27 protein-coding genes are annotated in these 23,281 nt (G+C 41.0%); 23 read left to right on the top strand and 4 right to left on the bottom strand.

The window, feature by feature from the left end; all coding sequences use genetic code 11:
* Nucleotides 1-53: 53 nt before the first annotated feature.
* From HXT45_RS05355 to HXT45_RS05345, 3 genes are all read right to left on the bottom strand, one after another.
* The gene (locus HXT45_RS05355; protein WP_421781542.1) at nucleotides 54-215 is read right to left on the bottom strand and encodes an IS3 family transposase; all 162 of its coding nucleotides are present in this window, start codon (nucleotides 213-215) and stop codon (nucleotides 54-56) included.
* Nucleotides 212-523, bottom strand: a complete 312-nt coding sequence (locus HXT45_RS05350; protein WP_421782320.1) for a transposase — start codon at nucleotides 521-523, stop codon at nucleotides 212-214. Before HXT45_RS05350 ends, HXT45_RS05355 begins: the two co-directional genes overlap by 4 nt.
* A gap of 78 nt (nucleotides 524-601) precedes the next feature.
* Nucleotides 602-829 carry an IS3 family transposase gene (locus HXT45_RS05345; protein ID WP_080968708.1) on the bottom strand — a complete coding sequence of 76 codons (228 nt, stop codon included), beginning with the start codon at nucleotides 827-829 and terminating at the stop codon, nucleotides 602-604.
* 654 nt (nucleotides 830-1,483) lie between these two features.
* On the opposite strand from HXT45_RS05345, the gene HXT45_RS05340 reads away from it, so the two are divergent.
* From HXT45_RS05340 to HXT45_RS05280, 13 genes are all read left to right on the top strand, one after another.
* On the top strand, nucleotides 1,484-2,116 hold the full coding sequence (locus HXT45_RS05340) for a sigma-70 family RNA polymerase sigma factor (protein WP_421781540.1): 633 nt from the start codon (nucleotides 1,484-1,486) through the stop codon (nucleotides 2,114-2,116).
* A 59-nt stretch (nucleotides 2,117-2,175) separates the two neighbouring features.
* On the top strand, nucleotides 2,176-2,397 hold the full coding sequence (locus tag HXT45_RS05335; RefSeq protein ID WP_016815920.1) for a hypothetical protein: 222 nt from the start codon (nucleotides 2,176-2,178) through the stop codon (nucleotides 2,395-2,397).
* Between the two features lie 11 nt (nucleotides 2,398-2,408).
* Complete coding sequence (locus HXT45_RS05330; RefSeq protein ID WP_421781538.1) at nucleotides 2,409-2,717, top strand: hypothetical protein; 309 nt, start codon at nucleotides 2,409-2,411, stop codon at nucleotides 2,715-2,717.
* The gene (locus HXT45_RS05325; RefSeq protein ID WP_421781536.1) at nucleotides 2,710-3,840 is read left to right on the top strand and encodes a DUF2800 domain-containing protein; all 1,131 of its coding nucleotides are present in this window, start codon (nucleotides 2,710-2,712) and stop codon (nucleotides 3,838-3,840) included. The genes HXT45_RS05330 and HXT45_RS05325 overlap by 8 nt, the downstream gene beginning before the upstream one ends.
* Nucleotide 3,841: 1 nt before the next feature.
* A complete protein-coding gene (locus tag HXT45_RS05320; RefSeq protein ID WP_018645384.1) occupies nucleotides 3,842-4,390 on the top strand; it encodes a DUF2815 family protein in 549 nt (182 codons plus the stop codon).
* A 226-nt stretch (nucleotides 4,391-4,616) separates the two neighbouring features.
* On the top strand, nucleotides 4,617-7,520 hold the full coding sequence (locus HXT45_RS05315) for a DNA polymerase (RefSeq protein ID WP_421781534.1): 2,904 nt from the start codon (nucleotides 4,617-4,619) through the stop codon (nucleotides 7,518-7,520).
* A gap of 154 nt (nucleotides 7,521-7,674) precedes the next feature.
* Nucleotides 7,675-8,043: a DUF4406 domain-containing protein gene (locus tag HXT45_RS05310; protein ID WP_018645381.1), complete on the top strand. Its 369-nt coding sequence runs from the start codon at nucleotides 7,675-7,677 to the stop codon at nucleotides 8,041-8,043.
* Nucleotides 8,043-10,256 (top strand): phage/plasmid primase, P4 family, encoded by a 2,214-nt coding sequence (locus tag HXT45_RS05305; RefSeq protein WP_018645379.1) that lies wholly within the window; start codon nucleotides 8,043-8,045, stop codon nucleotides 10,254-10,256. The genes HXT45_RS05310 and HXT45_RS05305 overlap by 1 nt, the downstream gene beginning before the upstream one ends.
* Before the next feature lie 397 nt (nucleotides 10,257-10,653).
* Entirely contained in the window at nucleotides 10,654-10,989 is a 336-nt protein-coding gene (locus tag HXT45_RS05300; protein WP_421781532.1) for a hypothetical protein, read from the top strand.
* Nucleotides 10,961-11,251 carry a VRR-NUC domain-containing protein gene (locus tag HXT45_RS05295; RefSeq protein WP_004105020.1) on the top strand — a complete coding sequence of 97 codons (291 nt, stop codon included), beginning with the start codon at nucleotides 10,961-10,963 and terminating at the stop codon, nucleotides 11,249-11,251. The genes HXT45_RS05300 and HXT45_RS05295 overlap by 29 nt, the downstream gene beginning before the upstream one ends.
* A complete protein-coding gene (locus HXT45_RS05290; RefSeq protein ID WP_018645370.1) occupies nucleotides 11,232-12,671 on the top strand; it encodes an SNF2-related protein in 1,440 nt (479 codons plus the stop codon). The genes HXT45_RS05295 and HXT45_RS05290 overlap by 20 nt, the downstream gene beginning before the upstream one ends.
* A complete protein-coding gene (locus tag HXT45_RS05285; protein WP_018645368.1) occupies nucleotides 12,631-13,059 on the top strand; it encodes a DNA-directed RNA polymerase sigma-70 factor in 429 nt (142 codons plus the stop codon). Before HXT45_RS05290 ends, HXT45_RS05285 begins: the two co-directional genes overlap by 41 nt.
* Before the next feature lie 152 nt (nucleotides 13,060-13,211).
* A complete protein-coding gene (locus HXT45_RS05280; RefSeq protein ID WP_004117115.1) occupies nucleotides 13,212-15,650 on the top strand; it encodes a glycoside hydrolase domain-containing protein in 2,439 nt (812 codons plus the stop codon).
* Between the two features lie 59 nt (nucleotides 15,651-15,709).
* Here HXT45_RS05280 and HXT45_RS05275 read toward each other — a convergent pair whose 3' ends face one another.
* Nucleotides 15,710-16,123, bottom strand: a complete 414-nt coding sequence (locus HXT45_RS05275; RefSeq protein WP_004117112.1) for a hypothetical protein — start codon at nucleotides 16,121-16,123, stop codon at nucleotides 15,710-15,712.
* Between the two features lie 107 nt (nucleotides 16,124-16,230).
* Here HXT45_RS05275 and HXT45_RS05270 point away from each other — a divergent pair, with 107 nt between their 5' ends.
* The 10 genes from HXT45_RS05270 (at nucleotide 16,231) to HXT45_RS05225 (ending at nucleotide 23,281) form a co-directional block, all read left to right on the top strand.
* The gene (locus HXT45_RS05270) at nucleotides 16,231-16,590 is read left to right on the top strand and encodes an HNH endonuclease (RefSeq protein WP_014554460.1); all 360 of its coding nucleotides are present in this window, start codon (nucleotides 16,231-16,233) and stop codon (nucleotides 16,588-16,590) included.
* Between the two features lie 160 nt (nucleotides 16,591-16,750).
* The gene (locus tag HXT45_RS05265; protein WP_076002841.1) at nucleotides 16,751-17,302 is read left to right on the top strand and encodes a P27 family phage terminase small subunit; all 552 of its coding nucleotides are present in this window, start codon (nucleotides 16,751-16,753) and stop codon (nucleotides 17,300-17,302) included.
* 11 nt (nucleotides 17,303-17,313) lie between these two features.
* Nucleotides 17,314-17,817, top strand: coding sequence for an NUMOD4 domain-containing protein (locus HXT45_RS05260; protein WP_004125754.1), 504 nt, complete (start codon nucleotides 17,314-17,316; stop codon nucleotides 17,815-17,817).
* Entirely contained in the window at nucleotides 17,810-18,595 is a 786-nt protein-coding gene (locus tag HXT45_RS05255; protein ID WP_415699500.1) for an S-adenosylmethionine synthetase N-terminal domain-containing protein, read from the top strand. The genes HXT45_RS05260 and HXT45_RS05255 overlap by 8 nt, the downstream gene beginning before the upstream one ends.
* A gap of 14 nt (nucleotides 18,596-18,609) precedes the next feature.
* Complete coding sequence (locus tag HXT45_RS05250) at nucleotides 18,610-19,845, top strand: site-specific DNA-methyltransferase (protein ID WP_421781530.1); 1,236 nt, start codon at nucleotides 18,610-18,612, stop codon at nucleotides 19,843-19,845.
* Nucleotides 19,846-19,942: 97 nt separating this feature from the next.
* Nucleotides 19,943-20,593: a virulence protein gene (locus tag HXT45_RS05245; RefSeq protein ID WP_065189400.1), complete on the top strand. Its 651-nt coding sequence runs from the start codon at nucleotides 19,943-19,945 to the stop codon at nucleotides 20,591-20,593.
* A complete protein-coding gene (locus HXT45_RS05240; protein WP_180946780.1) occupies nucleotides 20,577-20,741 on the top strand; it encodes a hypothetical protein in 165 nt (54 codons plus the stop codon). Before HXT45_RS05245 ends, HXT45_RS05240 begins: the two co-directional genes overlap by 17 nt.
* A gap of 162 nt (nucleotides 20,742-20,903) precedes the next feature.
* Nucleotides 20,904-21,188, top strand: coding sequence for a transcriptional regulator (locus tag HXT45_RS05235; protein WP_065189401.1), 285 nt, complete (start codon nucleotides 20,904-20,906; stop codon nucleotides 21,186-21,188).
* 150 nt (nucleotides 21,189-21,338) lie between these two features.
* Entirely contained in the window at nucleotides 21,339-21,563 is a 225-nt protein-coding gene (locus tag HXT45_RS05230) for a DUF7678 domain-containing protein (RefSeq protein ID WP_421781528.1), read from the top strand.
* Between the two features lie 125 nt (nucleotides 21,564-21,688).
* Complete coding sequence (locus HXT45_RS05225) at nucleotides 21,689-23,281, top strand: terminase large subunit (RefSeq protein WP_421781527.1); 1,593 nt, start codon at nucleotides 21,689-21,691, stop codon at nucleotides 23,279-23,281.

Genomic DNA, 23,281 nt, shown 5'->3' with positions numbered 1-23,281 from the left:
CGAGTGCTATTGCGTCTCATGAGCTATAGGCCAAAAGGGGCTTAGGACAATTTTTAGACATTTTGTGCAATCATATCACGATGTTCCGTAATTGTCTTTCCATTAAGACCTATTTTAATTCTGTGGTTGTTGTAAAAATCAATATAAGTATGAATAGCTTGACGTAATTCTTCTGTACTATCCCAGTTAAGTGGATAATACATTTCTGTTTTCATTCGTCCAAAAAGCCTTCACAGGCAGCATTATCTCCACTGTTTCCTTTTCTTGACATGGAGCGTGTAATACCAAGACCTTCTAATCTCTCAATCCACCTGCCACCTCTATAGTGACCTCCTCTATCTGTATGAATAACTAAGCTTTTACATTCTGTAGTGTCAAGGGTAGATAAAGACCCTTCTAACATTTCATCTACAAGACACTGATCTGGGTGGTTTGGAAGAGCGTAAGAAATCACTTTACCATCGAAACAGTCGATCATAGGGCTTAAATAGAGTTTTGACTCTTTTACTGAAAACTCAGTAATATCTGTAAGCCAAATCTTATTAGGTGAATCTGCATGAAAATTATTGTTAACAATGTTACTACATGCGGGAGTAATTTCTCATATGTAACTTGAATAGCGTCTTTTACGCCTGGCATATCTAACCTCAATTAACTCTTCTTTCATGAGTCGTCTTACTACTTTTTCAGATACTTTAATACCTTTAGTTCTCAACACTAACCATATTCTAGGAGAGCCATAAGTAAAGAAGTTTTCTTCTGCAATCTCGTGTATGCAACCTCGTATATGTGCGTATTTGTCAGGTTTTTTGAAGAGCCTTTTTAGCATAGTAATAACTTGAACGTTTTATCTGAAGTGTTTTAATCAGAAGCTCTAACGGTAATACTAAAAGTAGTTAGTCCTATAACACTTTTTGCGGAGTGAGGATTTCTGATATTAATACGGTTGGGATTATATTAGATTTGTTGGGATTGTATTAAATACAGTTGGGACTTTATTAGCTACGGTTGGGACTCTATTAGAGCGTGGCTAATGCTCGTTTTGTTTTCTAAAACGAGTGTTGTTTAACGAGAAGGGGGGTGAAAACATTGTTAACGCTTAAACCTCAAAGCACGTAGCTTTCAAGGCAAGTGTGGTTTTTACATGTCAAGCTGTTATAAAAACGAGATTATTCCACTCTTTTTTACACTCATGATACGGGTTTTAAGAAAGAGCGGGTAAATGTTGTAAGAATTTTTGGAACAATTAACAAGATTGTGGTTAATGATTAATCAATAAGACACTACTAATAAACAGTTAAAGCCTGATTAGCTATAGGGCGATGAGATACGTCAATAGGATCCTCATGGTTTTTCATGACTCCTATGAAGTACCTCTATTCTACTATGGCTGTTTTTCAGGTATTAGAGTCGGTACTTCATAAAGTATCGGCTCTTTTTTGTATGTGTCTTCACCCTACCGCTGCAGGCGGGAAGGGTGAGCATGAGGACTCGCAAAACTAATAGCAACGATCGAGCAACATATAAGTATACAAGTTGTGTTCGTAATGAAGATGGTAGTTATAGTGAAGAAACTATCGAGATTAAGCCGGGCGAGAATGGTGTAACCGTTGCGGATATTAAGATGCTTCACTCAATGGATGACAGCGAGGTTTACTACAACAATAAGAACCTACGTCCTGCTAGAACTGCTGAAGAAAAAGCTGAGATTGAAGCGTGGAAAGAAGAATATATTCGGCGTTTTAATCTTAAGCATGGTTATGAGCCTAACAAGGATGATGTTGATTATGCTGCTGAAGAGCATTTTCCGCGTAACTATAATCTTTCGCTTGACTTTGATGCAGATGGTGAGCTTGGGGTAGATAAAAGTCATCTTGCTGAAGCTCTCAGTACTACTGATGATTATGGTTTTAGCGGTGATGATTATGGTTTTGAAATGTCAGAGAGAACAGAATCCATGCTTTCAGTGCTGACAGATAGGCAGAGTCAAGTAGTAAAACTGATGTTTTTTGGAGGATACACTCAGTCAGAGATTGCGAGCATGCTTGGTATCTCGTCTGCTGGCGTGAAAAAGCATCTGGATAAGGCTCTCGAAAAGCTTAGAAAAACGCGTTAAAAAATTCTAGAAATTTTATTTGGAGGAGGTTAAAAACTCCTCCTTTTTCTTTGCCTGTGATGTGTAAGGAAGAAACCCCTTACAGAAAGGAGGCAAAACTCGTGAAACACAAGATCGTTATTAACGTCACCGGTGAAAACGGTGAGAAGAAACAGGTTCTACGTGGAGCTGTGATGCGATTACCTCAACGGTTTATCCGCTGGCTGTTTGGTGATTACTCGCAAGTCTACCTATTAGATCCCGGGAAAAGTGTTCAGTCAGTTGATGTCAAAGAAGTTTAAGGAGGAAAACCGTGAACATGGAAATATTGAGAGAAGTCATCAAAGACTTGGAAAACTTAACAGCTCATCTTAAAGCACTATTTGATGATGCCGGTGCTTCTGGTGCTGGTTGTAAAGAAACAGCTCTTAATAATAAGGAGTCTGTTAAAAAGGTGAGCTTAGAGGATGTGCGAGCGGTTTTAGCAAAACTTAGCCAGATGGGAAAGACAGCTGATGTGAAGAAACTCATCGTTAAGCACGGTGCGCAAAAGCTATCGGATGTTCCTGAAAGCGAGTATGAGAGCCTATTGCATGAAGCGGAGGGAATTAAAGGTGACTAAGCATGCTTTACTTTCCCCATCTTCTGCTCATAGGTGGATTAAGTGTACTCCGAGTGCTGTTTTAGAAGAAAAGTTTGAAAACACCACTTCTGTGGCAGCCGAGGAAGGAACGGCGGCACACGCGTGGTGTGAGTACAAGCTGAATAAGCTTCTTAATCGTCCGTGTGAAAAACCGTCAACAGAGTATGACTCAAACGAGATGCAGGAATGCTCGGATGCTTACGTGGATTTCGTAATGGAAAAATACGAGCAGGCAAAACTTAACTGTCAAGATCCTATCCTTCTCATCGAGCAGAAAGTTGATTTTTCAGCTTACGTGCCGGAAGGGTTTGGTACAGCAGACTGCATTATTGTAGGCGAAAAAACGCTGCAGGTTATCGACTTTAAGTACGGTCAAGGCGTGCTGGTTGATGCTTACGAGAATCCTCAGATGAAATGCTACGCGCTTGGAGCTTTAACGCTTTTCGACAGCTTGTATGAGATACAAAACGTTGAGATGAGTATTTTTCAGCCACGTCGTGACAACGTATCAACTTTCACACTACCTGTTGCGGAGCTTATATCTTGGGCTGAAAGCGTGCTTAAACCTAAAGCGGAGCTTGCTATTAAAGGCGAAGGCGAATTTGAAGCTGGAGACTGGTGCAGGTTTTGCAGGGCAAAAGCAGTATGCAGAAAGCGTGCCGAGGAAAATCTAAAGCTTGCAGAACTTGAGTTCAAACCGCCTTCTGTTTTAACGGATAGTGAGATTGAGGAGGTTCTTAAAACTATTCCAACTCTTACAAAGTGGGCTGATGATGTTTTAGCGTACGCCACAGATTCCGCGATAAACCACGGCAAAGAGTGGTCTGGTTTCAAACTCGTAGAAGGACGTTCAGTTCGCAAGTTTAAGGATGAGACAGCGGTTATTGAGAAAGCGAAAGCTCATGGCTTTACCAACATTTTCAAAACTAGTCTTATCGGTTTAACAGAAATGCAAAAGCTGATGGGCAAGAAAAAATTTGAGGATATTCTGGGCGACCTCATTATCAAACCGTCCGGAAAACTTACTCTCGTACCAGACTCGGATAAGCGGGCAAAAGTTAACGTTCAAAATATTAATCAAGAATTTAAGGAGGAAAAGTAAAATGAGCGGATTTAACAAAACTAAGGTTATTACAGGTAAGAACACGCGTCTTTCCTATTTCAACGGTTGGGAGCCAAAGTCTATTAACGGCGGCCCTGAAAAATATAGTGTTTCACTGCTTATCCCTAAAAGTGATGTTGAAACAGTAAACGCTATTGAGAAAGCTATTGATGCTGCGATTGAGGAAGGTGTCGGCAAGTTCGGCGGTAAAAAACCAAACAAGGCTGCTCTTAAAACACCACTCAGGGACGGGGATATTGAGCGTGATGATGAAGCGTATAAAGGACACTACTTCATTAACGCGAACTCAACCACGGCTCCGCAGATTGTAGACAAACAGGTAAAACCAATCATGGACCGTAGTGAAGTGTATTCAGGCTGCTATGCGAGGGTTTCCATCAACTTCTACGCGTTTAACTCTAACGGTAATAAGGGAGTTGCTTGCGGTCTTGGCAATATTCAAAAAATTCGAGACGGTGAGCCACTCGGCGGACGTAGCCTCGCAACCGATGATTTTACGACTTTAGAAGATGATGACTTTCTAGCATAAGGAGCGTGAGTTAATTATGGAAATTGTTATAGCGGTTTTTATTTCAGTGTTTATAGGAGTATTACTTCTTGATTTCACGGTAAAGAAACTCGTGAGTCTTTACGTTGATATTAAACACATTCTAAATAGGAATTAGAAGATTCCTGAAAAACAGGATTTAGAAGATTCTATAAGTGGGGTGGCAGGTTTTCTGTCACCTCTTTTATTAACTTGGAGGTGATGTAATTTGGAAAATTTGAGTGTGGATTTGGAGACGTTTTCGAGTGTAAATCTTGGTAAATGTGGGGTTTACAAGTACGCAGAATCAGAGGATTTTGAAATACTGCTCTTTGGTTACAGTGTGGACGGTAGTGAAGTTCAGGTTGTTGATTTAGCGCAAGGTGAAACCATACCCGAGGTTGTGCTTTCTGCTTTAACAGATGAAACGGTGACCAAGTGGGCGTTTAACGCTCAGTTTGAAAGAGTCTGCTTATCACGCTACCTGCGAGATAAAGGCATCAATATTAACCCTGGTCAGACAGTGAAAAGTGAAGGCTTGTTTTTAAACCCAAGCTCCTGGCATTGCACAATGATCTGGTCAGCCACCCTGGGGCTTCCCATGTCTTTGGAAAGCGTGGGAGCAGTACTGGGCCTTGATAAGCAGAAGCTCACTGAGGGTAAGAATCTTATTAAATACTTCTGCTTACCGTGTAATCCTACGAAAGTAAACGGTGGAAGAACAAGAAACAAGTATTTCCACGATAAGGAAAAGTGGGAGCAGTTTAAATCGTATAACAAGCGTGATGTGGAAGTTGAGATGAGTATTCAAGAAAAGCTCTCACGCTTTCCCGTGCCAGACTTTTTATGGCAGGAGTTTTATCTCGACCAAGAGATTAACGACCGTGGGATAGGAATAGATCCTCTTTTCGTTGAATCAGCCATAAAACTCGACTTAGAGGTGAAAACGCATCTCATGAGTGAGCTTAAGCATGTTACAGGTTTAGAAAACCCGAACTCAGTGTTACAAATGCGCTCTTGGCTTAAAAAGCATGGTCTTGAAATGGAGTCGCTTGGTAAAAAAGAAGTCGCTAAAGAACTTAAAACAGTGGGTAAAGAGTTGGCGGAAGTTTTACGGCTTCGCCAGCAGCTTGCTAAATCCTCGGTGAAAAAGTATACGGCGATGAAAAACGCTGCATGCATGGATTATCGGGAGCGTGGCATGTTTCGCTTCTATGGTGCAAACCGTACAGGAAGGTTTGCGGGAAGGCTCGTGCAATTACAAAACCTGCCACAAAACCATCTGCCTGATCTAGCGGAGGCTAGAAGTCTTGTTAAACAAGGAAATGTTGAAGCGTTGGAAATGCTTTATGAGGATATTCCTGATACTTTATCCCAGCTTATTCGCACTGCTTTTATTCCACGCACGGGATTGAAGTTTATTGTTGCAGACTTTTCAGCGATCGAAGCGAGAGTCTTGGCTTGGCTTGCAGGTGAAAAATGGCGTATGCGAGTATTCGCGGAAGGTAAAGACATTTACTGCTCGTCAGCATCTCAAATGTTTAGTGTGCCTGTTGAAAAACATGGAGTAAACGGGCATTTGCGGCAGAAAGGTAAGATCGCGGAACTCGCTTGTATTGCTGAAGGTGAACTTGTACTCACAGATGAAGGGCTTGTTCCAATTGAAGAAGTCACTACAAAACAAAAAGTGTGGGACGGAGAAAACTGGGTCAACCATAACGGAGTTGTTTTTAAGGGTGTAAAGGATGTAATCGAGTATGAAGGACTTAGAGCAACACCAGACCATCTCGTCTGGGTTAAAGGGAAACCGAAGCCAATACGGTTTATTGAATCCGCCATCTGCAAAACACATCTCATACAAACCGGAGATGGTCGGAGAACAATACGGTTGGGTGAAAATCATCAGTGCAGAGAAACACTGGAATCAAAAGCAAAACCACTGTTATGTACTTACACAATGCGTAGGGTGTGGAAGCGTCCAATGGCAGGACTTAAACAGTCTAAAGTCGGGCAAATCAAAAGGGTGTCAAGCTTGCTCACAGCCGAAACAAATACCAATATGGCTAGAAAAGCGGCTAAGTGCTGCAAAACAGCGATGCATCAATCCAAGAGATCCAAACTACAAAAACTATGGAGCAAGAGGGATAAAGTGGTGCTTCCATTCTGTTTTAGAAGCAGGTCTTTGGATTTTACAAGAGGTAGACAATGTGCAAAAAGACTGGGAATTAGATCGGATAAATACAAACGGCAACTACGAAAAAGGAAATATCCGCTTTGTTCCAAGAATAGTCAATCAAAACAACAAGCAGAACGCTATCCTAACACGGTGGGAGCAACAATATTGGCCATACGCAAGATCGGTAGTTACGAGAATGTTATCGAAAGGAATAGGCAGAGAAGAAATCATATCAAGAGCAAATACAGCTGTAGAACAACACAGAAAAAACTGGCGTTTAATCGAAGCAAGGCTCGAGTTTATGACATACGAAATGCCGGACCAAATCATCGTTTTACCGTATCGGGAAAGCTCGTGCATAACTGTGGCTACGGTGGTGCAGTAGGAGCATTAAAGGCAATGGGTGCTCTTGATATGGGTTTACATGAAGATGATTTGCAACAGTTAGTTAATGATTGGAGATCTGCTAATCCACATATTGTTTCATTGTGGTGGGATGTGGACAGAGCGGTAAAACAGTGTGTACACGAACACGTATCTGTTCGAACACACAATATTGTGTTCACTTACAAGAGTGGGTTTCTTATCATCAAACTGCCTTCGAAAAGATGCCTTTACTATGTGAAGCCACGCGTGGAAGAAAACAAGTACGGTGGTGAATCAGTCACCTATGAGGGTGTGGGATCTACTAAAAAATGGGAGCGGCTGGAAAGCTACGGGCCTAAATTTGTGGAAAACATTACGCAAGCTATAGCTCGTGACATTCTACTTTACGCTATGCAAACGCTGAAAGAATATCGTATCGTCGCTCACGTGCATGATGAAGCCATTATCGAAACTGATAAAAGCGTGAGTGTTCAAAGCGTGTGTGAGCTAATGGGAAGAACACCACCTTGGGCAGAGGGTTTACTTCTTAGAGCTGACGGCTACGAGTGCGAGTTTTACAAAAAAGATTAAAAAAAATTTTAGGAGCAGGGTTAAAAACCTGCTCTTTTTCTTTGCCTGTGATTTAGAAGGCAATACCGCCTTCAGAAAGAACGTAAAAGGATACGCGAATGACTATTAAAAACAATATTAGTAAGCAAAAACGTGGTGTTAAAGGAGACTAAAAGTGGGTAAGTCTTATAAAAAGCATTTAGAAACGACACCGAATTTTAAGCCTATCGTCTACATTTGTGCTCCCTACCGTGGAGATAAAGAAAGAAACGTGAACCACGCTATCCGGTGTGCGGCTTACGCGTATTCACGCGGAGCAATCCCTATCACTCCACACCTGCTTTTCCCGTTCATGGATGATGAGAATCAAAAGCATAGAGGGGATGCGATGTTTATGGACATTATCCTCTTAGGCAAGTGCAACGAGCTGTGGGTGTTCGGGGAGAAAATCACAGGCGGCATGCAAGTAGAAATCAATCTTGCAGAAAAACGCAGGCAGCCGATTAAGTATTTTACGGATAAGGATTTAGGGGGTGAATATTGATGCTTGAATGCAAAATTTATACAGCTTCCTGTGTGGGAAACAGTAGTAACTGCTTGTATCCTGACGAAATAAAAGTCTGTGATCGAGATAGTTTTAATAAGGCTATCTCTTTTGACCATGTCACAGCACAGTTTACTAACAGTTATAGGTCTAAAGATAATTTCATTTCATCTACCTGTATTCCGATGGACTGTGATAACGACCATTCTGATGTTGGTAAAGACTGGGTGACACCTTTTGATGTTGCTTTAGCGTTTCCGAACGTGTGCTTTTACGCGTCTTATAGTAGAAACCACATGAAAGACAAGCATGGGAAGTGTGCAAGACCACGTTTTCACGTTTATTTTCCAATTGAAGAAGTAAGCGATGCTAAAGCTTATGTGGAGCTTAAAACAAGGATTCAATCAGTATTCCCGTATTTTGACAGTAACGCTCTTGATGCGGCACGTTTTCTCTACGGTGTTAAAACTCCGCTGGTAGAACTTTATGAGGGTGAAAAAACAATCACTGATTTTCTCTCGGAAGAAGCTTTTGGTGAATTTGATGCAGGAACAGAAGAAATACCATCAGGGCAGAGAAACTCTAGGCTTAGTCATATTGCCGGAAAACTCATCAAACGTTATGGGGCGACAGATGAAGCGCATGAGAAGTTTTTGAGTGAAGCTGAGAGGTGTAATCCTCCTTTGCCTGACGCAGAATTATCTAAAATCTGGTATTCGGCTAAAAAGTTCGGGCTTAAAGTAGCAAGTCAGGAAGGTTATATTCCGCCTAGCGAGTATGGCAAAAGCTATGAGGAGTATAAGCCGGATGATTTAACGGATATTGCGATGGCTGAGGTTTTTGCCAAACATAACAAGAATAAGGCTGTTTATACGATGTCTGCCGGCTGGCTTTACTGGACGGGAAAGAAGTGGGAAGCGTCTGAGCTTAAAGTTATGAAACTTTACATGCTTATTGCTAAAAAGGTTTTGAAAAATGCCGGTGTTGAGTTTAAGACAGCTTACGAACAGTTCATTCAAGCCGAATCATCAGGTGATAAAGAGCAGGCGGATAAAGCAAAGAGTGAAGTGAATCAGGCAAAACAGTATCTTTCGTTTGCTAAGAAGATGAATGATCACAGCAAAGTGTCCGGGATATTGAAACTTGCTAAATCCATGCTGGAAGTTGCAAACGAAGAACTGGACCGTGATGCTTTCATTCTAAACACGCCTTGCGGAATCGTGGATTTAAAGACAGGCATGCTAAAAGCACATGATCCGTGTTCGTACTGTACGAAAATGACCGCTGTTTGCCCTTCACGGGAGAACATGGGATTGTGGCAGACAACGCTTGATATGGTTACCGCAGGTGATAAAGAGTTTCAGACATTTCTTCAAAGCCATGCGGGTAGTACGCTTATAGGTCAAGTGTTTGAAGAATCGCTTTTGCTGGTGTACGGGTCAGGTGGCAACGGTAAGTCGACCGTGTTTAACGCGGAAGCACATGTGCTTGGAGATTATGCGGGGAAAATACCTGCGGAGTCTTTAACCACTCGGGCTAAAAACGTGAAAGTGGATTTAGCGGAGCTTTGCGGTAAAAGGTTTATTCTTGCCTCGGAAACTGAGGAAGGGCAAAGGCTTTCTATTTCCATGCTGAAACAGATAGCAAGCGTGGATGATATTTCAGCTGAGAGGAAATATTATGCTCCTTTTACGTTTACGCCAAGCCACTCAACTATTCTCTACACGAACCATCTGCCGAAAGTCGGTTCGAACGATAAGGGAACGTGGCGGAGAATCTTTGTCGCACCGTTTACGAAAGAAATCAAGAATCCGAAAACAGACTATGTTGATGAACTTTTGCAAAAAGCAGGTGGGGCAATACTTCAATGGATGATTGAAGGAGCCAAGCTTTATATCCAAAACAGTTATAAATTCCCTACTTGTAAGGTGGTAGAGCAGGCTAAGGACGCTTATCGGGCTGAAAACGACTGGATAGGCCATTTCATCACTGATTATTGCATTAAGGGCGTGAATGAAACGGAGATGAGTAGGAGTCTTTACTTGTCTTACCGCCAGTGGGCAAACCTTAACGGTGAATATGTTAGAAACGATAGGGATTTTTCTAAGGCTTTACTGTTAGCGGGTTATAGCAAAAAACGGACGGGTAAGGGCTACCAGTGGTGTGGGCTTTCCATTAATCCGAATTTGCAGGCACAGGAGGATTTTCTTTGATGTAAAGCACGGTAAAACTGAAAGATACTTCCTGAAAAATGTATTGGCGTGTAGGCAAATGTTTTACATGGTAAAAACCGGGTTCAGAGAAAAATGTTCTATAGGATTTTTTCATACACGAAAATAGGCGTTGCCTACACGCTACCATGCACGTTTTCAAGAAAGAAAAGCCTGATAAATAGGGGTTTTGTATTGTAGTGTACCCTTTTTCTTTACTTTTTATATAAGAGAAAAAAATAAAAGAAATATAAGTATATATAGAGAAAAGTAAAAGATGGGTCTAAAGCATACATGGCTACACAAATAACATTCGCCTGATGTAAACGGGCAAAACCAACGAATGAAACAACTCTATTCAATAAATGAAAAATAAGATTTGAGAAAGGTGGAATAAACCATGATTAACAAACAAGAGAGAACAGTAGAAACCTACAAGCAAGCAGGAGCAGCAATACGACTGACTAAGAGTCTGATTAGCCAATTAGTGGTCGATATTAGCCCGGTGCTTTTAGTGAAAGATCAAGACAGACTGTTAAAAGCCATGAACATGATTGATGAAGTATCTTCGCATGCTGAGGACAATATGTTCAAAGATCACCCACAGTTAAGCAATCACTATATTGACGTGTTTTATGGCGATGTTTCTGATGAGCCGAGAAACGAAGTTGATAAGAAAATCATTGAGATGGCAAAAGAGGTATCTGATGGGCTTTTTAAGAGAAAAGGAAACTGAGCGAAAACTCGTCCGTGATGTTAAAGCTGCTGGAGGCATGGCTATAAAGCTTACGAGTCCTTCTGTTGACGGGCTTCCTGACAGGCTGGTTTTACTTAACGGCGGGAAGATTGGTTTTGTCGAGCTTAAAGCACCAGGTAAAAAGCCTAGAGTTTTACAGGTGAAACGGATGAAAGACTTACAGGCTTTAGGTTTTAAGGTTTTCGTGGTTGATGAGAAGAGTCAGATTGGAGGTGTGATTGATGCTATACGAGCCACATGAGTATCAAAAGTATGCGACTGATTTTATTATCACACATCCGGTTTCAGCGGTTTTGCTTGAAATGGGACTTGGTAAGAGTGTTATAAGTCTTACGGCGATTAACGACCTTATGCTTGACTCTTTTGATGTTTCCAGGACTCTGGTTATCGCTCCTCTTAGGGTTGCAAACACTACGTGGCCTTTAGAGTTAGAAAAGTGGGAGCATTTAAAACACCTAACTTATTCTATTGTGACGGGTAGTGAGAAGGAGCGGATTCAAGCACTAAAAACGCCTGCTCACGTTTATATTATTAACCGTGAAAACGTGGAGTGGCTGATAATGAAAAGCGGCCTGCCGTTTAATTTTGACATGGTTGTGATAGATGAGCTTTCAAGTTTTAAATCGTATCAGGCGAAACGTTTTAAAGCATTACTGAAGGCTAGGCCGAAAGTTAGAAGGATTGTTGGTCTTACAGGAACTCCTTCTTCTAACGGGCTTATGGATTTGTGGGCTGAGTTTAGGCTGCTTGATATGGGTCAAAGGTTAGGCCGCTATATTACGTATTATCGGCAGAACTTTTTTAATCCTGATAAGCGTAACCAGCACATGATTTTTTCCTATAAGCCTAAAGATGGTGCTGAGAGTTTAATCTATAAGCAGATAGCTGATATTACGATTTCGATGAAGTCGAAAGACTATTTGAAAATGCCTGCGTGTGTGATAAACGAGGTGAAAGTAGAGTTATCCGGTAAGGAGCGAAAACTCTATGATGAGCTGAAACAGGATATGGTGGTGTCGTTGGAGGGTAAAGAGATTGATGCGATTAACGCAGCGTCTCTTTCAAATAAGCTTCTTCAAATGGCATGCGGCGCGGTTTATAACGAGAAAAAAGAAAGCGTTCATATTCACGATCGTAAGCTGGACGTATTAGAGGATTTAATCGAGGCTGCTAACGGTAAACCGGTGCTTGTAGCTTACTGGTTTAAGCATGATCTTGAGCGGATTAAGAATCGTTTTAACGTGCGTGAGATTAAAACGAGTGCTGATATTGCTGACTGGAATGCCGGCATGATTCCTGTAGCGTTGATTCACCCGGCTTCCGCGGGTCATGGTCTTAACCTACAGGCTGGCGGCTCTACTCTTATCTGGTTTTCTCTGACTTGGAGTTTGGAACTTTACCAGCAGACGAACGCCAGGCTTAACCGTCAGGGTCAAACCAGCACGGTTGTAATCCATCACATTATCACTAAGAACACGATTGATGAGGATGTGATGAGGGCTTTAAGCATGAAGGCTAAAGTGCAGGATGCTTTAATCGAGTCGGTTAAGGCAAGACTATCAATTAACGAAGTGAGGGAAAGGGGTTCTAGAGAGAACTTACCTCAAAATGGAGGTAAGAATGAACAAAAAAGAATACTTACGGCAAGCCTATCTTCTTGATAAGCGGATTAAGGCTGACATGGACGAGGTAGTAAGACTGCGTGAGCTTGCTACAAGTGTTTCTTCATTAAGATACGACAGAGAGTATGTGCAGACGACTCGAAGCGTGGAAGCTCCGTTTGTGAAAGCTCTTATAAGGGTTATGGATTTAGAAGCAAAGATTAACATGGAGATTACGATGCTTATCAGTTTGAAAGAGCAGATTTTGGATGTGATTTCTAAACTTGAAAGCGTGGATGAGCAGATGATTTTACGCTACCGTTACATGAGTAACATGACGTGGGAGGATATTGGTAAAGAACTCCATGCAGGTGTCAGAACAGTTATCAGATGGCATGGTAATGCGTTAGAACATCTTGTTTTTCCTGAAAACCCTATTCGAATCTAAAAATTGAGAAAAGTTGGCATGCTTTGGCATGGTTTGGCATGAGATGGCACTGCCTTCTATATGGTATTATAAACTTAGCAAAAATTATAAATACTAAGCCTTGGAAGAGTAATCTTTCAGGGCTTTTTTCATGCCTAAAAGGAGGGCACAACATGGATCAGATGGTATTACTAACACAGCAATGGTTAAACAAAACCTATGGTGATAAGCCTGGGTTTGGTTCAGTTATTACTGATGGGAATACTGGTTGGGATACAATTAATGGGCTTATTCGTGCTTTGCAGATTGAGCTTGGTATAACAGAAACGGCAAATAATTTTGGGAAAGGTACTCAGTCACGATTTAAGAAGCGCTGGCCAAATGGTATTGATCAGACAGATGAAAGTAATAATATTAATGGAATTATTCAGGGTGCTCTTTGGTGCAAAGGGTATGAGGCTGAATATGGAGGCATAACAGAAGAATTTACATATAATGTAGCAAACTCTATTTCTGATCTTAAAAGTGATATTGGTCTTTCAGATATTTCATCTACTGTGGATCTAGAACTCATGATGGTTCTTTTATCAATGAAACAATTCAAATTGTTATCGTTGTATGGAGGCAAAGAAGACATTCGTGTAACACAGCAGGCTGTTAACAGTAAATATAAGAATTATACTGGAATTATTCCAACAGACGGTCTGTATGGTCGTGAGATGAATACAGCATTGATTCAAGTGTTACAAGCTGTTGAAGGGTTTACTCCAGCTGAGGCTACTGGCAATTTTGGTAATGGCACACGATCACGTTTAAAGACAATTAGTGAGGGAACGAGTGAGTGGGTTTGGTTGGCAAGCGTAGCCCTCACATGTAATGGGTATTCGCTTACGCCAACTTCAACATGGAATAATGCAATAGTGTCGGCATTGTATAAGTTCCAAGCAGAGCATGTTATTCCTGTTACAGGTAAGGTTGATCCAACAACATGGATGAGCCTGTTAACTTCGAAAGGTGATCCTAATCGTTCTTGTGTAGCGTGTGATACACGTTTTGAGATTACTGACGAGTTTGCTGAGTGTTTGAAGGCTGATGGTTATAGGATTGTTGGTCGTTATTTGAGTGAACCTGATCAAAAAAACACTGCTGAAAAGGACTATTTTAAGGCATTGCGTACTGGAGAATTGGAAAGAATTGTGAGCCACGGTCTTCAATATTTCCCTATTTTTCAAGAGTATTCAACTGAATTACGTCATTTTACAGCAGAAAATGGAGCTCGTCATGCAAAAGAAGCGGTTGCTTCAGCTAAACGTCTTGGAGTTCCGCCAACAGTAATCTACTTCGCGGTTGATTATGATGCAACGAATCCGGAAATTAGTAGCAATATTTTGCCGTACTTCAAAGCTGTTAAAGAAAATATGCATGGTGGTTATCGGATTGGAATTTATGCATCTAGAAATATTTGTACTCGTGTTAGTAAAGCAGGATATGCGGTAGCATCATTTGTGTCTGATATGTCTACAGGTTTTAGTGGAAATCTAGGCTTTTCTATTCCAAGTAATTGGGCGTTTGATCAATTCCATGAAATCCCTGGCTATAAAGGTAAATGGGATCTTGACAGAGTAGCATATTCTGGACGTTTTGGAGCAGTTGGAAGTGTAAATCATTCAACTGGCAATCCACAATCAAAGATTACTTATGTCGCTCCACCTAATCCAGATACGTCTCGTTTAACAAAAATTGAAAAAGTGATAGACCTCATTCAACAATTAGAAAGCGTGTATGATAAATGGCGAAAAGTATATCAAAAGTATGCGGTGGTTCTAGAGTATCATCCTTTAAGCGTGACTCAAGGTGTGATTAATTATCTAGCTAAGGCATATATGACGAATTGGAAATTTGCTATTGCTGGCGCGTTTGCAGATCCATTTTTCATAATATTCATGGAAAAAGAATATCCTGCATTAAAAGATAAGCTGGATACTTATATTGGTAATAAGCGTGACGAAGTTGCTGATATAAGTGGTGGTAAAAACGATATAGCACACTTTGCTTATACGCTTTATTGTTATGCTTATTCTAATTTAGCTCCAGATCATTGGACTGGTTGGGCAGGAGATCTTGCAACAGGCATGGATGACTTACATAAATACCTGCAAAAGTATCCATCTCTTGATCGTATGAAAACAGCATATGCTCTTATTGGTTCAGACAGTAGTGCACAGTCAGAGTATTTTAAAGCAAATCATGTCAGTAATAAACTTGGTATTCGCTGCAATTTTACAGATTTTTGTGATGATGCAGACGCTATCTATTTAGGAATGAATCTACGTAATGCTAGTGATGAAAATTTGCATACTTTAAGCGATATGATGACAACTTATTATAGTAGTATTACTGCTCAAAAGAGATATACTGCTTATGCTCAAGATGGGTTAGATTTCAGTTCATTTAAAGCACTGGAAAATTCTATTAAAGCAAAAATGTATGGATGCCTGGAAAAATTTAAATTGTTTGGATTGCTGGCACGGCTTGCTGGTGAATCAACTGATGAAGAACGAGATGCATGCTGTATTGCTATGGCTCATTATTTACTGGCAAAATCAAAATAATCATAGAGTTAAATCATTGAGATAACAGGTCACGGAGGTGATTGAGGGTGTCTTTATTCTCAATCACCTTTGTGCTTTTGATTTCTTCTTCGTAAAAACTCTTTAACAATGATTGGAATTATAGTTGGAATACATTCAGTGGTTAAGAAATACGTAATGTATAAGTAAATCCAGCTACTACCCAATTGTTGAGGAGACTCTTGTAATATCAATAAATCAATGGCTGGTGCGATAAGCGCTATGGCAATGGTTTTACAAACTCCTAAGTTTTCGAGTGTTTTTTGATTGACGATGATTGAGTAAAGGACAAGTGTTGTTAAACCAAATACGTGAGCTATACCGATAAATAAAACAGGTGAGTCATAAACAATTTCTGGATTAAACAACCTAAGTGAGTTAAGGATTAGTCCTAAAAGAGGGAGTAATAATGAAAAAAGGAATAATCGTATAGCTTGATACATAGATTTCTTCATTACAACCTCCTTAAATTTATATAGTCAAGTGGATGACTACTGTCGTAGACGGACTATTTTCACTCATTTTACGTTAATTTATCTTACTTGGAAAGGGAGGATGAGTCTTGCCAAGAAAACCTAAAAGACCGTGTTCTTATCAAGGCTGTCCGAACCTAACTGACGGCAGGTTTTGCGAGGAACACTTAAAACAAGAGAACAGACGATACGAAAAATACGAGCGTCCTTATGATGCTCACAAGCGTTACGGCAGAGCATGGCAGAAAGTCAGGGATTCTTATGTGAAAGAGCATCCTTTCTGTGAGCTTTGCTTTAAGAACCATATGCTTGTGCCTGTTGAGCAGGTTCATCATATTAAACCGATTGCTGAAGGCGGAACACATGAGAGGAATAATCTTATTTCTCTTTGTAAAAGCTGCCATTCTAAAATTCACGCTAAGCGTGGAGACCGCTGGCATAACAAATAAACAACACCCCAGGGGCGGTCAAAATCTCTAAAAACCTATTCCCCGGGGAACGGGCGCAGGGTCTCGCGTGCAAAAACAGCGTATTCAAAAGGGTAATAGGGAAAATCAGACAAGAAAAATTTTTTTGAGTTAAAACTCATGCGGAAAGGAGGCGGAAAGTTTGCCTACAAAATCAAATAATATCGGCGGTCGTGGCGGTAGACGCGTAGGTGCCGGGCGTAAAAAGAAAGCAGTTGTTGAAAAAGCGAATGACGGAAACCCCGGTGGCAGGCCTTTAAGCGTTCTTGATATTCCGGAGCTTGAAGGTGCTGAAATGCCTCAGCCTCACGAGTTTTTATCCGCCACGCAAAAAGACGGTACTCAGCTTCAGGCTAGAGAAATTTTTGAAGAAACATGGAAGTGGCTAAAAGACATTGGTGTTAGCAGTAAAGTGCCATCTCCTCTTATTGAACGGTATGCGATGAGCTGTGCTCGTTGGATTCAATGTGAGGAAGTAACCAGTAAACTTGGGTTTCTTTCCAAGCATCCGACTACGGGTAAACCGATACCATCGCCTTTTATCAACATTGGTATTAACTACATGAATCAGGCGGTCAGGCTTTGGAATGAGATTTTCCAGATTGTGAAAGAAAACTGTTCGACTGAGTTTGATGGTGTTTCACCTCAAAACGATTTAATGGAACGCCTGCTTTTAACACGTAAAAACATATAAGGAGAAAAAATGTGGAAGTATGGAAAGATATTCCTGAATATGAAGGTCATTACCAAGCTTCTAATTTAGGGAAAATTAGAAGCATAAAACGTAGTACTCAAATTCTTAAAGGTGATTATCAGCGTAATGGTTATAAAAGGGTGTATTTATGGAAGAACGGAAACAAGAGAAACCTACTTGTTCATAGACTTGTGGCATTAACTTTTCTACCTAATCCTAATGATTATTCTGACATAAACCATATTGACGAAGATAAAAGTAACAACAGAATCGATAATTTGGAATGGTGTAGCAGAAGATACAACATGAATTATGGTCAGGTTAAAGAAAAGATTTCTATAGCCAATAGAGGAAGAAAGCCACATAAGAATCAGTTGATAAAGCTGAGTAATAGCTCAAAAAACAGAAAATGGATAAGCAAAGGGAATGTAGAGAAATTTATCAAAATTTCGAACATTCCTTTTTTTATTGCAGCTGGTTGGAAAATCGGAAGGAAGGAAAAGAACCATGATTGAAAAAGTAAACCCGTCACATGTCGACAAGATTGCGGATCGTATTGCCGGAGCAATTGTTGATCTTGCATACAAGCTGGATGAGAATCCGAAGATTGCTGTTGAAGTGATGCTCGGGCATGGTAAGTGTGCCGTGTTTATTGAAAGCACGGTGATGTTTAAGTTTAAAGATATTAAAAATATTATCCACCGTTTAAGCCCTGGGAAAGTAAAGATTGATATTACGGTTGTGCCGCAGGATAAGCATTTAAGCCGAAACCAGGATGGTATGGTTCGCTGCGCTGATAACGGGATTTTTAAAGGCGTACCACTAACAGGCGAGCAGAAGAAACTTTCTGCTATTGCTCGAAAGGTTTATGAAAAGTATCCGTATGACGGCAAGTATGTTCTTGATGGTGAAAAGCTTATCATCTGCCAGTCTCACGCTAAACGAGAAGACTTATTGAAAGAGTATCCGAATGCGTTTGTTAATCCTTTAGGCGACTGGACGGGCGGTATCAACGTGGATACGGGAGCGGTTAACCGAAAACTCGGGTCAGATATGGCTGATGCTGTTACGGGCGGCGGTCTTCATGGTAAGGATCTTACGAAAGCTGATGTGTCGGTTAATATTTACGCGTTTTTGAAAGCGCAGGAGACCGGTCGGGTGGTTGAGTTTTCTTGTGCTATCGGGGATGAAATGGTTGATGGTAAACCGTATGCGCAGATTGTGAAAATTGCGAAAGATTATATTGACTCGGTGGGTGGTTTTGAAAAGCTGGCTTGCTGGGGTCTTTTCTAACGGGAGGAAAGCTTATGGAAAAAGAAATGCAGTATTATTTGGCTGACGTAAGTGAGCTTATCCCGTATGTGAGAAACGCTCGCACTCACTCTGAGGCGCAGGTAGCTCAGATAGCGGCAAGTATTCGCGAGTTTGGTTTTCTATCCCCGATTCTAGTGGCTGAGGATAATACGATTCTCGCAGGGCATGGCAGGCTTGCCGCGGCATTAAAACTGGGTCTTAAAAAAGTTCCGTGTGTGAAAGAAAATCATTTAACTGAAACACAAAAGCGTGCTTATATTATTGCGGATAATAAGCTTTCACTTAACGCAGGCTGGGACAATGAGCTATTAGCTGTTGAGTTGTCGGAGCTCGAAGGAGCTGATTTTAATCTTGATCTTCTCGGGTTTGACGAGGCGGAGCTTTCCAGTATTTTCGATGCTGATAAAGACGTGAGTGATGATGATTTTGATGTTGAAAAAGAGCTGGAAGAACCGTGTTTTTCTAAAACAGGTGACATATGGACGCTTGGCAGGCATCGTGTTATTTGCGGTGATGCTACTAAGTTAGAAACATATAAGACGCTTCTTGAGAATACTAAAGTGAATCTGGTGGTTACTGATCCGCCTTATAACGTGAACTATGAGGGTTCTGCTGGGAAAATCAAAAACGATAATATGGAGGATGATAAGTTTTACCAGTTTCTTTTCAACTCGTTCGTGAACATGGAGCAGGCGATGGCAGATGATGCATCTATCTACGTGTTTCATGCTGACACGGAGGGATTGAATTTTAGAAAAGCATTCCAGGACGCGGGGTTTTATCTTTCAGGTTGTTGTATTTGGAAGAAACCGTCGCTGGTGTTGGGTAGAAGCCCTTACCAGTGGCAGCATGAACCATGTTTGTATGGGTGGAAGAAAAAAGGTAAACACAAGTGGTACGCGGGTAGGAAAGAAACTTCAGTTTGGGAGTTTGAAAAGCCTAAGAAAAACGCTGATCATCCAACCATGAAACCAATAGCTCTTTTAGCGTATCCGATTAAAAACTCGAGTATGACGAACTCGCTTGTGTTAGATCCGTTTGCTGGAAGTGGTAGCACGCTTATAGCCTGCGAGCAGACTGGTAGAATCTGCTACGCTATCGAGCTTGACGAGAAATATTGTGACGTGATTGTGAAACGTTATATTGAGCAGATTGGAAATGATAAGAGTGTGAAAGTTTTAAGAGGCGGTAAAGAATACTCGTTTACTGAAGTATTTACTAACAAGTAAGACTCGTATTTTATATGAAAAATAGTTTACGACCGCTTGATAAAAACCTTCTTTAGAGTGATTTATATATGTACCCGAAAAACCTAAAGGAGGCAAAATGGAATTAAAATACGGGTTAAAAGGAAAAGATAGGCAGCCGCTTATTAAAGCTATAGAGGATTCTACAGGAGTAAAGGCTGTTTACTTAAAAACTCCAAGTATGTCTTACAAGATAGGTGTTTTCAACATTAGTAAAGATGGTACGGTCACGTGTAGTAGTGAAGAAAATTTAGATGATTTAAAAAACATGTTAGACGCTGACTATGGTATAAGTCTTCCAGTCTGCGCGTGTGATGGTACGCAATATTTTAGTGTTGAGTTTCCTAAAGATAAGGCTGATGTGGTAAAGCTTAAGAAAATACTTGATAATAAGGGCGATCTTATTAAAAAAGCGTTAGGAGTGAACAGTCTTAATATTAAGGAAGAAGATGATAAGCTTATTTTTCCTTGGTTTGAGCAGGCTAACCAACCAGGCTTGGCATCCTATGCGAAGTTTATAAACAGTCTTTGTAAAATGAGCGTGGAAATTAAACGCGTAAATAATAGTAAGCGTGAGACAGTTAACGATAAGTATGCTTTCAGATGTTTCCTTCTTAGACTCGGGTTTATAGGAGACGAGTTTAAACAAGACAGGAAAATTATGCTTTCCCGTTTAGAAGGCTCCTGCGCTTTTAGAAACGGGGGTGAGCGTAATGCTGTATGCGAGTGAAGACCAGGCGTACGAGTTGAGTGAAGACTGTACTACAGGCTCTTTGGTTGAAGAAATTTTCGCGAATTTAGAGCAAGAGAACGAGGTTTTTGTAAAAGCATGTTTTACTGTAGTAGATGATTTTTGGGTGATTATTATTTCCGCATGATTTTAGAAACGTTTAACGGTTTTTAAGAGTAAAAAAATTAGCGAAAACTGGTTGGGAAAAACGTGTAAATACCCGGTGTTTCTTGGCTTAAAAGCTTGCTATTGTGCGCTTTTAGAGTGATATATAGTACTAGCAAAAAGCACAGAAACAAAGGAGAAACCTGTGAAAAAAGAAATTTTACAAAACCTTACAAACGAAGTTAAAACATGCAGACGCTACGCGCTAAACGCAATCAAAAAAGCTGAAGAAGGGAAAATTAGTTCGGCTATCAGCATGCTCGACATTGCACAAACAGCAAAAACCTGCGCCAGTAAAGCTCACGAGGAGCTTTGGAAGGTAAGCGGAGGAAAACTCAACGATACGGAGTTTGAACTGTTTGCGGATGCTGAAACCTTGGACAAGGATATTCAAAAAGCTTATCAAGCGATTCAACAAGCAAGAAGCTAAAAGAAAGGGGGATAGTCAGCCATAGGGTTGGAAGGCTGGAGAAAAATCGTGGAATTATCCGCGATTTTTTCTCGTTTACGGCTTGCTATTATGTGCTTTTAGAGTGATATATAGTACTAGCAAAAAACACAGAGATAAAGGAGCAAAACCATGTGGGAACAAGATACGCTTAAAGTAGAAAATCAGGTTGTAAACTACAGTATGAAGGTTTTTGAGGAGCCAAGCGAATATGGGATTAACCAGGGTCGAATTTCCAAGCTTACTTTGAGAAACAATAACAAGGTTATCGCAAACTATGATAGAGGCTGGGATATGATGCCAACAAGCAAGCTTGCGAACGAGGCTTTAGAAATGATTCTTGACGCTAGAAACTAAAAACTTTAAGTTTAGTTAAAAGTAGCAGGGCTTTTAAGGCCCTGTTTCTCGTTAAGAAAAACTAAGAAATGATGTGGACGCAAGTAAGCGTCTTTTTTTATGCCTAAAGAAAGGAGGAGCTTAAGTTGCAAAAATACGAGGTTACTAAGTTTAAAAAAGAAGATTCAACGTATAGTAAGGATTTAGCGGATTATGCCGTGAGTTTTATCGAATGTTTAACACACACTAAGGGAACGTGGGCGGGTAAGCCTTTTAAGCTCCTTGACTGGCAGGAGCAGATTATCAGGGACTTGTTTGGCGTGGTGAAACCGAATGGTTACCGTCAGTTTAATACCGCGTATATTGAAATACCTAAGAAGATGGGTAAAAGTGAGCTTGCCGCGGCAGTGGCACTGCTTTTATGCTGTGGGGATAATGAGGAGCGAGCCGAGGTTTATGGTTGTGCGGCGGACCGTCAGCAGGCAACAATCGTGTTTGATGTGGCGGCGGACATGGTTAGAATGTGTCCGGCTCTTAACCGTAGGGTTAAAATTTTAGCTTCGCAAAAACGTATTATTTTCCTACCAACTAACAGTTTCTACCAAGTCTTGTCGGCTGAAGCGTACTCTAAACACGGGTTTAACATTCACGGTGTCGTGTTTGATGAGCTTCACACGCAGCCAAACCGTAAACTTTTTGACGTGATGACTAAAGGCTCCGGGGACGCTCGCATGCAGCCACTGTATTTTCTGATTACCACGGCTGGTACGGATACGCATTCGATCTGCTATGAGACGCATCAGAAAGCAGTGGATATTCTCGAGGGCAGGAAAATTGATCCAACTTTTTACCCCGTGATTTATGGTGCAAAAGATTCGGATGATTGGACGGATCCTAAGGTGTGGAAGAAAGCTAATCCTTCTCTTGGAGTGACGGTTCAAATGGAGAAAGTTAAAGCTGCTTTCGAGTCAGCCCGGCAAAATCCTGGTGAAGAGAATGCTTTCCGTCAGCTTCGTCTTAACCAGTGGGTGAAACAGTCTATTCGTTGGATGCCGATGGAAAAATGGGATGCTTGCGGTTTTCAGGTGAACGAGGAAGAACTTGAGGGCAGGGTTTGCTACGGGGGTCTTGACCTTTCAAGCACTACCGATCTTACGGCTTTTTCGCTTGTGTTTCCGCCTTTAGATGAGTCGGATAAGTTTCGTATCCTACCTTATTTTTGGGTGCCTGAAGACACACTTACCCTTCGAGTGAATCGTGATCATGTGCCTTATGACGTGTGGGAAAAACAAGGGTTTATTAAGACTACGGAAGGAAACGTTGTTCACTATGGGTTTATTGAAAAATTCATCGAAACTTTAGGTGAACGTTTCAATATTCGTGAGATTGCTTTCGACCGTTGGGGTGCGGTGCAAATGGTGCAAAACCTTGAAAACATGGGGTTTACCGTGGTTCCGTTCGGACAAGGGTTCAAGGATATGAGTCCGCCTACCAAGGAGCTTATGAAGCTTGTGCTCGAGCAGAAAATCGCACACGCAGGGCATCCGGTGCTTCGCTGGAATATGGATAACATTTTCATCCGCACTGATCCTGCAGGAAACATTAAATGCGATAAGGAAAAATCAACCGAGAAAATCGATGGTGCTATAGCCACCATTATGGCGCTTGACCGTGCTATAAGATGCGGTAACGCGAACACTCAAAGCGTGTATGACAATCGCGGGATTTTGTTTATGTAG

The organism is Gardnerella sp. DNF01199S (genome assembly GCF_049244155.1).
In the GTDB taxonomy this organism is placed as follows: domain Bacteria; phylum Actinomycetota; class Actinomycetes; order Actinomycetales; family Bifidobacteriaceae; genus Bifidobacterium; species Bifidobacterium piotii.
This window is presented reverse-complemented; position numbering and strand designations above follow the sequence as displayed.